The following is a 12,136-nucleotide window of genomic DNA, read 5'->3' as shown; positions in this document are numbered from 1 at the left end:
GTCATGAAACTAGCATTTATTATCGATCCGATCGCCAAGTTAGATCCAGGACATGATACCAGTGTAGCGTTGATGGAATCAGCCCAAGCAATGGGTCATGAAGTCTGGATCACGCAAATACAAAATCTTAGTGTGATTGCTGGAAAAGCGTGGGCAACTCTTAAACCCGTTTACTTAACCCCTGTTACTAAGAATAGCGATCATTGGATAGCGGTTCCGAATTGGTATACTTTGGGTGAAGAGGTTTTGACCTGTCTTGATGAAATGGATGTGGTTTGGATGCGAAAAGATCCACCCGTCAACATTCCTTATCTCTATGCCACCTATATTTTAGATTTGATTAATCCTGCTTCTACTTTAGTTCTGAATTCTCCTCAAGGTTTAAGAGAAGCCAATGAGAAAATGTATACCCTTCAGTTTACTTCGGTGATGCCAGAAACGATCGTCACTCAAGAAAAAGCCATTATCCGCAAATTCCTTGATGAACAACAAGCAGCAGTGATGAAACCATTGGGGGGAAAAGCAGGAGAAGGCATTTTATTTTTAGACCCAAGCGATCGTAATTTTAATTCTTTAGTCGAAATTAGCACCAAATGGGGACAAGAACCCGTCATGATCCAATCCTATTTAAGTGCTGCCAAAGACGGCGATAAACGGATTATAGTGTTAGATGGCGAACCTATTGGGGCAGTAAATCGGATTCCAACAGGTAAAGAATTTCGCGGTAATATGGCAGTGGGTGGACGTGTCGCCAAAGTTGAAATTACAGACAGAGAACGAGAAATTTGTCAAGTAGTTGCCCCAAAATTAAAACAAGATGGTTTATATTTTGTCGGTTTAGATGTCATTGGTGGTTATCTGACTGAAGTGAATGTCACAAGTCCTACTGGAGTCAGAGAAATTGATCGTTTAAATGGGGTAAATTTGGGTAAACAAGTGATGGAATGGATCGAGAAACGATGAATGCACTCTCAATTCCGACTTGGATGGTTCATGTTTCTAGTGTCATCGAATGGATGGCAGCTATCTGGTTGATCTGGACTTATGGAGAGGTGACAGGCGATCGCACTTGGCGGACTTTATCCTATGGAATGTTACCCGCGTTGGTGAGTGCCATGTGTGCTTGTACCTGGCATTTTTTCGACAATGCTCTTAGTTTATCCTGGTTGGTTACAGTTCAAGCTGCGATGACCGTCGTGGGAAATTGTACCATGTGTGCGGCGGGCTGGTGGATTTGGCGATCGTCTCGTCAAAAAAGTGTTTAAGTTGATATGGTAGGAAAAAATACAGCAGGAGATAAATTAAAAAATTCTGCTAACTCTTGAATATGTCTAGCCGTTAATTCCCGTTTTCCATTTAGAATATCTGAAATAATTGATTCAGTTTTAAAAATTGAAACAAGATCTTTTTGTCGTAGGTTTCGTTCTTCTAATAATACTTTCAAAAGTTCAACACCATAAATATCAGGTATTGGTTCTTGAGTTTGTTCATATTCATAAATTAAGGTACCTAAGACATTAAGATAGTCTCGTTCTTCTAAAGTTAATTCTGGTTTATCCAGTAAAGAATTAACAACTTTTTGCATTGCTTCTAATTTTTCATCAGAATCAATGGGACGTGGTGGAAAGTGATGAAGTAATTCAAGGTATCTGTCAGTAATCATAAATTAAGTTACCATTATTAAAAAATAAAAACTAAAGGAGGTAGATCAAATAAAATTTTAAGTAATTTTTATAAAATTTATATTTTTGCAAAATTTAATATTATTTATCGTACCATTCATCTTTTTTCCAATTATCTTTATCATATTCAGCGTGGGTTAATGCCTTTCTGATAAAAACTTTTCCATTGTGAAAATCAATAAGAGTAATCAATCTGTAATTGTTTCCACAAATATTGAAAATGATGAAGTTACCGACTTGATCAGCCGACGGGAAAACCTGACGAACGTCTTCAAAATTTTTCCACTTATGTTGGCTAGATAGTTTGTACCAGTATCGTAATCCAGCTTGTGACTCTGGATGAATTTTCCAAAATTTATTCAAGGCGGATTTTGAAATAATGTGCATAAATTATTAATCCTTTTATGAAAATGAATAGTCATATTTATACCTCCTTTAGTTAATGGCTATGAATCCCACTTCTTTAAGTTAGCAAATTGCGAAGTTAATTGTCAAGTCGAGCGTGTAGTCCTTTACCACTTTTTATAGGATAAAAACTTTCCATTCATAATTACCTTAACCCGATCGCCTTTAGGGTCTTCCTCTTTTTCGATATCAAGTGTGAAATCGATCGCACTCATGATCCCATCACCAAATTTTTCGTGAATGATTTCTTTAATTGGCATTCCGTAGACCTGCATAATTTCATAAAAGCGGTAAATTAAAGGATCAGTCGGAACAACATCGCCCAAACCTTTCGAGGGATAACTGGTTAATTCTGCGACTACAGAAGCATCTAAACCTAATGCTGTAACGATTTTGCTCGCTTCTTCTTCACTAGCACTGGCTTGACGGTAAAATACAGCAGCTAACCACACTTCATCGCGTCCTACCTTTTTTTCTAAATCAGCAAAACTTAATCCTTTAGCTTTTTTTGCGGCTAACAGTTTTTCTGTAATAGCGGGAATTTCGGGAAGTGACATGAGCTAAAACCTCAAAGCGCGATATTTCTCTATAATTTACCGTCAAAACCGTTTTTTGGGAACAGACGCGCTATAGAAGCGCATCTATTTACCCTAATATCGATAGCCATTGCGATCGTCGTTACGATAATCATTACGACCGACAGATAAATCAGATCTTAGTGTCAGGGTTAGGTCTCGATCAGGCTCGATGGAAATCAGATCACGAGAACCGCCACCGATAACACCTGTTTCGGGTAAGGCCCATCCCGCAATTGTCCCAATAGCGGCACCTGCAATCACTTCTAGAGCGTTGATATTACGATCGCCTGTTAGTCCTGCAATAACAGCCGCCGCACCTGCACCCGCAACGGTTCCACCTAAAATTTCTTTAGGGTTCGCGCCTTTTTTGATGGTTTCAGTGCGCGTAATGACATTTGAGGTGGCATTCAGTGAGATTTCATCACCATTATTGAGAATAAGCTTTTTAGCGACAAAGCGTGCGCCACGACCTGCGGGTTGTAATTGTCCTGAGATTTGGCTACCAGCAGGAATAACGACTCTGCCATTACGAGAGCGAATATCTCTGGCTACTTCGAGGGTTAATGGGATGGTTTCGTCTTTAGACATCAAAATTCTTTTGCCGTCTTCATATTGAACTGGAATGGATGTTCCAGAAGGGACAATTGCTTGTTGATAATAGTTATTACGTTGTGCTTGTACAGGTTTAGCGGCAACGGGTTCTATCGGTAGGATGGGCGTAATTGTTAGCGTACTGAGTAATAAGGTAAGTGCAGTAGCGGTTTTTTTATTGTTGATGTTTAACATTGTGTCTTCCTTGACTAAACTCTCTATACTTTCAGAGTAATTTTTTCCTCTGTTCATGTCAGTCCCAAACAACATAGAAATTAAGGGAAACTAAACTAATACAAAATTACTACTTAGAGAAAAAAGTAGAATCAGCACAATTATTTATTTTTTATAAAATTTAATTAATTATATCAATAAATCTTTAATTTTTATATAAATTCTATTTTCATGAACTAAAAAATATATAAAATTTCATTTTTTTAGATAATTGTAAAACGCAATATTATTGTATTTTTGTAAAAACTGATCATCTATGTAGCAATGTCCATAATTCTTGTTAAAACTGTATAAATTATAGGATAAATTTTGCATTGAATCCTAGCCTAATTCGCTCTTATCTACTTGAACTAGCAAGTAATGAGAAGCATATGATTGTTCTTAAATAACCCTTATCAGATCAGTATAGAGCAGCTTCATCAGTTTTGGAGTCAGCGTTTTACACGTCATTCAACAGCCAATTTTCTATGTAATTGGTCAAATAATTTGGTTAAAAAGAGGTAATAAATCATGTCTGATAATCAAATCAATTTATTCCCATTAAGTTTTAATAATCTTTTAAGTGAAGCACAAGAATCACTGACTTTTGCAAGAAGTCTATTATCAAACGTTGGCAACTTTAGAAAACGTATTATCGGCTCAATTGAGTGAGAATAACGTTATTGCCTAAACTGTGTCTAGGATGTCTTGTCTGGCATCTTTACTAAAAAACGGTCTTATTAACTAACAAGACCGTCTAACTCAATCCTTTGAAACTCAATAATTATTCCGCTACTGCTTCCGCTTTTTCTTTGATACTTGCTTTAATTTTTTCAGCAATATCATCAGCAGTCGGTTTATATTTATCTTTCATTTTCATCCCTGTTTTAATTTTGTCAGCGATTTCATCTGGAGAAAGTTTTGCTTTTGCTCCCTCAGCCGCTTCTGAGAGATCGGTTGTTGCAGGTTTGAATTTTTCTTTCATCTTCATTCCAGTTTTAATTTTCTCTGAAATTTCATCTGGAGAAGGCTTAAATTTATCTTTCATTTTGATTTTGTCAGCGATTTCATCTGGAGAAGGTTTAAACATATTTTTAATCTTCGAGAAGAAATCAGTTTTTTCTTCAGGTGATAGTGTGGTGAAATCAGGTTTATCAACCGCAACCTGAGCCAACGTTTGAGCTTGAGCCGTACCAACGACAAAAAGATTGAATAAAACGAGGATAGCTGTCAAGATTGAAACAATTTTGAGCTTCATAGAGAATTGTCTCCTTTTTCCGTGTAATTTAAGTTTATCTTAGCTTGTCTTTTGATCCCCGAACATCCTACAGTTGGGTCTAAAAAACAAAGTCTAGTCTATAGTAGACTGGAATTGCTTGTAAAACAAATCTTAAATAATAGCGATCGGATATTTCAATTTTGTAACAAGAAAAATGTAATGCAATTACTAGATAATATCTAGTTGAAAAATCACTAGCTCAAAGTGGCAAAAAAAACTCTTAAAAAAAGTTAAATTTTTCAAGATTAATCGATCGTTTTTAGAGCCGTGTCTTTTTCACTTTCTGAAGTCATGGATATAATGTAATGACCCGCCTTGATCGTATTGTTTTTTGCCTTATATAACTGTGTCTATTTCTTCTCAAACTTTTTGGAATCAAGTACTTGAACGCCTTCAGTCTCAGTTAAGTCGTCCTACGTTTGAAACATGGATTCAAACGGCAAAACTCAAAGACTGGCAGGATCACTGTTTAGTTATTGAGGCGGCTAATCCCTTTATTCTGAATCATTTACAAAAAAATTATGTCAAAATCATTGCTGAAACGGTACAAGACATTTTAGGCTATCCCATTGAAATTTATTTAACTACTGGGGAAAATATGGTGATTTTAGAAGAATATGAGCCAATTGACCTCAATTCAGTGGTTTCGCCGACTGATAACACCGATCATCCCAAACAATCGAAGCTTAATCCAAGATACACCTTTTCTCGTTTTGTAGTCGGGCCTACGAATCGGATGGCACACGCGGCATCTTTAGCGGTGGCAGAGTCCCCAGGTCGTGATTTTAATCCCTTGTTTCTCTGTGGGGGTGTAGGTTTGGGGAAAACTCATCTGATGCAAGCGATCGCACACTATCGATTAGAATGTCAAATCAACGCTAAAATCTTTTATGTTTCGACCGAACAATTTACCAACGATTTAATAGCCGCCATTCGTCAAGATAGTCTAGACAAGTTTCGTGAGCATTATCGTACAGCAGATGTACTCCTTGTTGATGATATTCAGTTTATTGAAGGAAAAGAATACACTCAAGAAGAATTTTTTCACACTTTTAACACGCTACACGAAGCAGGAAAACAGGTCGTTATAGCCTCAGATCGTCCACCGAAATATATTCCTAGCTTACAAGATAGGCTGATTTCGCGCTTTTCGATGGGTTTAATTGCAGATATTCAAGTACCCGACTTAGAAACACGCATCGCCATCTTACAAAAAAAAGCGGAATACGAAAATATGCGATTACCGCGTAATGTGATTGAATATCTAGCGACCAATTATACCTCTAATATACGAGAACTCGAAGGGGCATTATTGCGGGCGATTACTTATATTTCAATTTCAGGACTACCCATGACAGTCGAAAACCTCGCACCTGTCTTAAACCCTCCCGTTGATCGCGTGGTAACCTCTCCAGAAGTTATTATTAATCTTGTTTCTGAAGTGTTTAAAGTGTCAGTTGAAGATCTCAAGGGGAACTCACGTCGTCGAGAAATTAGTTTAGCTAGACAAGTGGGAATGTATTTGATGCGACAACATACCGATCTGAGTTTACCGCGTATTGGTGAAGAATTTGGCGGCAAGGATCACACCACAGTAATGTATAGTTGTGACAAAATTAATCAACTTCAACAACAAGATTTTCATCTAAGGCAGACTCTAAATCAACTCAATGATCGCATCAAACAGTCGATGGTAAAAAATTAATCTATTGATAACCTATTGATTAACATGATAGAAAAAATTGATTTTTCCCCAAGGTTGATTCAAAAATTTAGTTAATCTCTAGGTGGGTCAAATGCTTACTTATTTAAGGTTTTGACCATGAACAAGCTATGAAAAATCACTAAAGTTTTCCACAAGTTTTCCACAGGCTGATCGATGCTGTAACTATGATTCTTGAGAAGAATGATTTGATTGAAAAGATTTCATTTTAGCAAGCTCGGCTTCTACACCATTCCCATCCTCTAAGGATATAAATTTCCGTTCTAGGGGATCTGAGTAAGCTTCTGAGATCTCTACTTGCGCTTCTAATTCAATAAGTTTTGTTTCCACTCGTTCAAAAATATTTTTAGAATTGAGATTACCTGATAATTCCTGCATTTTCACAGAAGCCGATGCTGTACGCAATCTTGCCATATATAAACTTTTTTTGGTTTTCGCTTCAATATATTGCTGTTCTATGCTTAATAATTCTTTTTTTAAACGGTTAATGATTTCTCGCTGTTGTCCTAGTTGATTTTTATAAGGAGACGCACTGGTTTGATATTGATTCCATTTGATCAATGCCTCTTTAGCTAAAACTTCATTATTATTATCTAACGCCATTTGAGCGCGATCGTGCCAAGTTTGAGCCGCTTTTTGATATTGGCTGTATTGACGTTCGGTACGTTTCTGAGTGGCGATCGCTTCAGCCAGTCCTTGTCGCATCCGTATTAATTCTTGTTCCATTGCTGCGACAGTTTCTTCGAGGATCTTTTCTGGATCTTCGTTTTCTCGGATCAAGCTATTAATTTGGGAGCGAATGGCTTGTCCCATCCGATCTAATAAACTCATAACCGTCTACCTTGAACAAATTCTCTGTTTTCTAGTTATAACAATTTTTTTGGGTTTACGGAAAAGGATTCTTTTGCCACCAGTCAAACCAAGAAAACCAAGCTTTTTCTAGTTTCTCAAAGGCTTTATCTGTCGCATCCGCACTCGCATAACTATCCACAGGCATCGATATAACTGTCCACAAACAACGACTCTCAAATAAATCTTGTTGTCCAATTAGCCAAAAAAAGCTTCTTGGAATACTCCAGCCATAGCGATAACGGTTATTGACGTATTGCTGTTGGGTAACGCTGGTTGCTCCTTTTGGTGGCAGACAAGCACTTAAATAAGCTTGATCTTGATAATCAAAAAGATAATAATGACCAATGTCTTTAATATATTTCGTTTTTGGTAGGATGGTTGCAGGTGGTATTCCTTCATACACCATTAAAAGTCTACTGGCATTACTATCGGTGTATAGTTGATACCATGCCTCAATTTTTAGTTTTTCTTGACCATTCTGATATTGATACAGTTGACCTGGATCGGATTGATCTTCATTTTTAGCCTTCTTAGCAGATGATGACACTGGTTGCCAATTAGCGATCGGTATTGTTTCAGGGAAATTTACGCTAATTGCTGTTTTTTGCTCATTTTTATTAGATAGAAACTCATTACCTAAAACAACTGCAACTCCACTAATTGCCACAGCGATTAAAGCAATTCTAAAACTATCCCATTTATTGATTTTTAAAGTCATCATCTTACTTCTTCTTTTGTAGAATCTGCTAAATTAGCCATATTACGAACATAAGCTAACCAGCAAAAGAGTCCAAACAGCGCGACACCGATCACTGAAAAGATTAAACTACCATCTTTACCGTGCCAATAGTCAAAAGCTTCCATATCTCTTGATGCAACTAAAATAGCCATCAAAGATACTCTAGCAGCATTAACAATAAAGCCTAAAAATATAGCTAATCCAATACATACTATTCTTTGAATCGTTTTAATTGGTATGAGTAAAAAGAATAAAACTGCAATACATAACATTAAAAGAATACTATCAATTCCCGAACAAGCTCCATAAACTTCGACTTTTCCTGTAGGTAAATTGATAAAAACACCTTCACGATAAACTTTAAATCCAGTAAGCCAAAGCAGAAAGGTAGAAGCTTTTGCAGTAATTAAAGGTAAATTAATGGCTTGTAAAACATTAGCTAATGGAGAATAGAGAACTAATAAGCCTAAAATCAATAACTCTTTCCAATAATCTAATAATCGTTTGACACCAGATGCCATCAACGCAAGACCAAAACCTGAAACAAAAGGCGAAATCTTGAGATGATAACCCGTTGGTGCTAGTCCTCTACACAAAATTAGCATAATTAAAGAAAAACCGACCAAAGTAGAAACAAGATCACTTTCTAAGTGTAGATTATGACGTTTGTCCCAAAGTAGAGATCCGATCGCAAGCCAAAGCAGTATACTTAAGCTCATCAAGTTAGGTTCACCAGCGCGATCAAGAATCGTCAGATGGAGTGTCGCAAGTGCCACCCCCAAGGCAAGTAGCCAATAAGTCGGCTTTTGTAAATATCGAGTCCATTCCATAGTTATTAAAAATGCGTTCTTTAGATCAGCTTGATAGACCTTATTGCAACCTGAAAATATTTTAATGTTTTCTAATTGAGAATATACTAGCAGATTATGAAACTTACTCTCATCAATAATCTTAATAGTTATAATTTCAGTTAAACCTCATTTATTGAGAATAGATAAAGCTCAAGCAGGAACTATTAAAGATTTTATAAATTTTTAATAAAAACTATCTTTTTCTCTAAAGTTATACACAAGTTATACACGAAGTTATACATAAGGAAAACCTCATCTAAAACATCAACCCTATATGATGAATATGAGCGGATCTTACAACACTCAATCTAGATCTAACAAAGATTTTAAGTTAATCCTGTTTATCAAGATTAACTAATAATACAAATAGTGGGTTTATAAAAATGACAAATCGTTTTTCTGTTTTAGTAGGTTCTTCCGTTTTAGCGGCGGGGATGATTACTTTTTCCGCTACTGATGCTAATGCTCTGGCGTGTTCGGCTGGCTCAGTAACTTATAATGGTGCTGCTTATAATTCTTGTCAAGGGGCTTTTAGTGGAAACCTTAATCCAACCCAAGAAACTAGTTTTTTAAATGATAGTGGTGGTCTTTTTGCTGGAATTACGGACTGGATATATGATAGAAAAATTAATACACCTGGTTCCGTTGAGAATGGAGCTAACTTTTTAGGCTTTAGTATTACCCCCACTACGGGTTCAACCAGTGGTCAATGGGGATTTAGTAATACATCTTATACTGGGCCAGTTGTATTAGCACTAAAAGCTGGTCAGGGTCGTAGCTATTACTATTTTAGTTCTATTACAGGTGCTAACTCTCTCTTGGGAGACTGGAATACAAATGGAACTTCTACTAATAATTCAGGTAGGCCTCAAAATTTATCCCACGCTTCCTTATTCTATGTTGAACCTAGTGCAGCCGTTCCCGAACCTCTAACAATGCTTGGTGTAGGTGCTGCGGCTGGTTTTGGTGCATTTTTCAAGAAACGGTTAGCGAAAGCTCAAAACAAAGATATCTAAATCTTTAACTCAATTCTTAGCAGCAGGTGAGTAACCTGCTTTTTTTATCTCCGTAATCAATTAAAACCATACTGTACTCCGTTGCTTGATGATGTCATATATAAATTTTTCTGATGTATTAGCCAAGACTGTCGTGTAACCTTAAAATAAAGTAAATAAGTGTAACGAAACTGATACCGTTTGACATAATTCTTAGTTTTATAGAGCAGAATACTATGCAGCATCGTTGGAAGCGAATTTTTATATCTTTTATAATATGTCTGCTTACCCTATCGTCTTGGATGATTAGCCCGTCAGAAGCAAGGGCGGTGAATAATCCAGAGCTATTGCCCGAAGAAGTAACCCCAGTAGTAGATTTAGCGAATTATTTGCCTAAACAGCAACAAGACGCACTCGTTAAGGATATTGAAAACTTTGAAAGCGAAACAGGCTGGAAATTGAGAGTATTAACCCAATATGATCGTAGCCCTGGACGTGCTGTCATTAATTTTTGGGGATTAGACGATAAAAGCATTCTTTTAGTAGCAGATGGCAGAGGGGGCAACCTACTTGCCTTTAGCATTGGCGATGCTGTATATGAATTACTACCCCGCACATTTTGGATCGAAATGCAAGCCCGTTTCGGCAATATGTATTTTGTTAGAGACAATGGTGAAAATAAAGCCATTTCCCAAGCATTAGATACAGTCAAATCCTGTTTAGTTCAAGGTGGCTGTAACGTTGTTCCTGGTTTACCGAGAGAACAGTGGATTTTAACCCTAGTAACATCAATTGTTGGTGGATTAGTTTTTGGTTTTGCAGGTATCCCGCGCAAACCTGGTCAAATTTTCGCGTGGCAATGGGCTTTAATCATGTCGCCTCTTTGGTTTATCCTGTTTATTGCTTTCGGAATTGGGCCAGTTGTGACCCGTACCTCAGAATGGTTACCATTGGTGCGTAATATCGGCGGGTTTGGACTTGGTGCCTTAGTTGCTTTTCTAACGCCATATTTTAATCAACCGACTCCCTCTAAAACTTAAAACAAGTTGAGTGTAAGTATCATTTTCTCCGATTACCTACACTCAGTTGCTCGGCTGTCTGCTGCTTAAGCTTGGCATTTGAACCGAACAACCTCAGCATATTTAACCCTGTAAATAATAGCCACAGCAATCCTAAAGCAGTTAGCCCTGTATAGATTAAGTATGCTGAACCCAAAATAATCTTACCACTATGAATTTGACGGACTAATTCGGCTGCACCCTGATAATTCAACGCTTCTAATGCTGGTGAAATCAGCCCAGTTATAGCCATCATCATCAAAGGAAAAGATACAATAACCGCTAATTTACGGTGATGTTTACGAAATGTAGATTCTCGACGCGCCATAAAAAATTCCTAGATCTACAATACAATGTGTTTAGACAATATGTTTTTAAAACTTGTACCAAGACAGACACAGCCACATAGAAAACTAGAGCCAAGTAACCTTTTAACATTTGCTATGTGACAGCAACTTGGCTTCTAGAATCGAGGTAATAAAGGACAAAGACTAAAGTGAGTGAATCACGCTGAGTGGCTGGTCTTACGCCGTCTTAGGAGAAAAGCTGCACTACCCACTAAGGCCAATCCCATCAGGTTTTCTGGTTCAGGAACGGCTGTAATCTGACCCCGAATTTCACCACTCGGAATACCTGCTGTGTGAATGTTAAAGTAAAGATTACCGTTCTGCAACTGTTGAGCTAAGGCATTAGTGAGAGGGTCACTAGGATCATCAAATCGCCAATCTCCAGTAAATGTTCCAGAAGTACTACCTGCAATTGGAGGATCTTCAGCACCATCAACATGATGAATAATAGGGCCATTAGAACCGAAGGGAGCATTATGAATGTGAACATAGGGCGAGGCTATAGGACTTGATAAATCTGAGTAAGTCACTTCATAGTCGAGAACCCAGCTACCTGGGCCACCAGTAAGCTCAAGAGTTGCAAAGCCATTTCCAGTTGTCGTCACTGGCGGAACTTCCTGAGAGCCTGTTAAATTAGACTGAAAAAAAGTAGCAGCAGTGGCGGGTGCTGGTGCGATCGCAACCACTGAAGTCAAAACCGCACCTAAAATAGGGATTGTCCAAAGTTGTCTCATATCATTCTTTTTGTTGGTATAAACTTATAACGCCAACATAACTTTTACGGGTGTCCCAGCATAATGGATTTATTTAATACCAATTCATT

The 12,136-nt window shown here is 37.4% G+C and carries 15 protein-coding genes; 5 read left to right on the top strand and 10 right to left on the bottom strand.

Annotated elements, in window-relative coordinates; translation table 11 throughout:
• Positions 1–3 precede the first annotated feature (3 nt).
• Together gshB and CFPU101_RS05920 are read left to right on the top strand one after the other, a co-directional pair.
• Positions 4–963 (top strand): glutathione synthase, encoded by a 960-nt coding sequence (gshB, locus tag CFPU101_RS05925; protein WP_206814415.1) that lies wholly within the window; start codon positions 4–6, stop codon positions 961–963.
• A complete protein-coding gene (locus tag CFPU101_RS05920; protein ID WP_206814624.1) occupies positions 960–1,265 on the top strand; it encodes a DUF2499 domain-containing protein in 306 nt (101 codons plus the stop codon). Before gshB ends, CFPU101_RS05920 begins: the two co-directional genes overlap by 4 nt.
• Here the strand turns inward: CFPU101_RS05920 and CFPU101_RS05915 are convergent.
• The 5 genes from CFPU101_RS05915 to CFPU101_RS05895 all read right to left on the bottom strand — a co-directional run bounded on the left by CFPU101_RS05915 (position 1,262) and on the right by CFPU101_RS05895 (position 4,727).
• Positions 1,262–1,663 (bottom strand): type II toxin-antitoxin system HigA family antitoxin, encoded by a 402-nt coding sequence (locus tag CFPU101_RS05915; protein ID WP_206814414.1) that lies wholly within the window; start codon positions 1,661–1,663, stop codon positions 1,262–1,264. The two genes, CFPU101_RS05920 and CFPU101_RS05915, sit on opposite strands and share 4 nt — an antisense overlap.
• 100 nt (positions 1,664–1,763) lie before the next feature.
• Positions 1,764–2,069 carry a type II toxin-antitoxin system HigB family toxin gene (locus tag CFPU101_RS05910; RefSeq protein ID WP_206814413.1) on the bottom strand — a complete coding sequence of 102 codons (306 nt, stop codon included), beginning with the start codon at positions 2,067–2,069 and terminating at the stop codon, positions 1,764–1,766.
• Positions 2,070–2,194: 125 nt separating this feature from the next.
• Positions 2,195–2,644, bottom strand: coding sequence for a cyanase (gene cynS / locus CFPU101_RS05905; RefSeq protein WP_206814412.1), 450 nt, complete (start codon positions 2,642–2,644; stop codon positions 2,195–2,197).
• A 93-nt stretch (positions 2,645–2,737) separates the two neighbouring features.
• The gene (locus CFPU101_RS05900; protein ID WP_206814411.1) at positions 2,738–3,451 is read right to left on the bottom strand and encodes a hypothetical protein; all 714 of its coding nucleotides are present in this window, start codon (positions 3,449–3,451) and stop codon (positions 2,738–2,740) included.
• Between the two features lie 802 nt (positions 3,452–4,253).
• Positions 4,254–4,727: a hypothetical protein gene (locus CFPU101_RS05895; protein WP_206814410.1), complete on the bottom strand. Its 474-nt coding sequence runs from the start codon at positions 4,725–4,727 to the stop codon at positions 4,254–4,256.
• A gap of 367 nt (positions 4,728–5,094) precedes the next feature.
• Here CFPU101_RS05895 and dnaA point away from each other — a divergent pair, with 367 nt between their 5' ends.
• Positions 5,095–6,453, top strand: a complete 1,359-nt coding sequence (gene dnaA / locus CFPU101_RS05890) for a chromosomal replication initiator protein DnaA (protein WP_206814409.1) — start codon at positions 5,095–5,097, stop codon at positions 6,451–6,453.
• Between the two features lie 183 nt (positions 6,454–6,636).
• On the opposite strand, the gene CFPU101_RS05885 is transcribed toward dnaA, so the two are convergent.
• Genes CFPU101_RS05885 through crtA form a run of 3 tightly spaced genes read right to left on the bottom strand, consistent with a single transcriptional unit; the run spans position 6,637 to position 8,892 of the window.
• A complete protein-coding gene (locus CFPU101_RS05885) occupies positions 6,637–7,302 on the bottom strand; it encodes a PspA/IM30 family protein (RefSeq protein ID WP_206814408.1) in 666 nt (221 codons plus the stop codon).
• Between the two features lie 55 nt (positions 7,303–7,357).
• A complete protein-coding gene (locus tag CFPU101_RS05880; protein WP_206814407.1) occupies positions 7,358–8,044 on the bottom strand; it encodes a cyanoexosortase A system-associated protein in 687 nt (228 codons plus the stop codon).
• Positions 8,041–8,892, bottom strand: coding sequence for a cyanoexosortase A (gene crtA / locus CFPU101_RS05875; protein ID WP_206814406.1), 852 nt, complete (start codon positions 8,890–8,892; stop codon positions 8,041–8,043). Before crtA ends, CFPU101_RS05880 begins: the two co-directional genes overlap by 4 nt.
• Before the next feature lie 404 nt (positions 8,893–9,296).
• Here crtA and CFPU101_RS05870 point away from each other — a divergent pair, with 404 nt between their 5' ends.
• Together CFPU101_RS05870 and CFPU101_RS05865 are read left to right on the top strand one after the other, a co-directional pair.
• Entirely contained in the window at positions 9,297–9,929 is a 633-nt protein-coding gene (locus CFPU101_RS05870) for a PEP-CTERM sorting domain-containing protein (RefSeq protein WP_206814405.1), read from the top strand.
• 215 nt (positions 9,930–10,144) lie between these two features.
• Complete coding sequence (locus CFPU101_RS05865; RefSeq protein WP_206814404.1) at positions 10,145–10,948, top strand: TPM domain-containing protein; 804 nt, start codon at positions 10,145–10,147, stop codon at positions 10,946–10,948.
• Between the two features lie 19 nt (positions 10,949–10,967).
• On the opposite strand, the gene CFPU101_RS05860 is transcribed toward CFPU101_RS05865, so the two are convergent.
• On the bottom strand, positions 10,968–11,294 hold the full coding sequence (locus CFPU101_RS05860) for a hypothetical protein (RefSeq protein WP_206814403.1): 327 nt from the start codon (positions 11,292–11,294) through the stop codon (positions 10,968–10,970).
• A gap of 177 nt (positions 11,295–11,471) precedes the next feature.
• Positions 11,472–12,047: a CHRD domain-containing protein gene (locus CFPU101_RS05855; RefSeq protein WP_206814623.1), complete on the bottom strand. Its 576-nt coding sequence runs from the start codon at positions 12,045–12,047 to the stop codon at positions 11,472–11,474.
• Between the last annotated feature and the right edge of the window lie 89 nt (positions 12,048–12,136).

Origin of the sequence: Chroococcus sp. FPU101 (genome assembly GCF_017312365.1) — a bacterium.
GTDB lineage: Bacteria > Cyanobacteriota > Cyanobacteriia > Cyanobacteriales > Microcystaceae > Chroococcus.
This window is presented reverse-complemented; position numbering and strand designations above follow the sequence as displayed.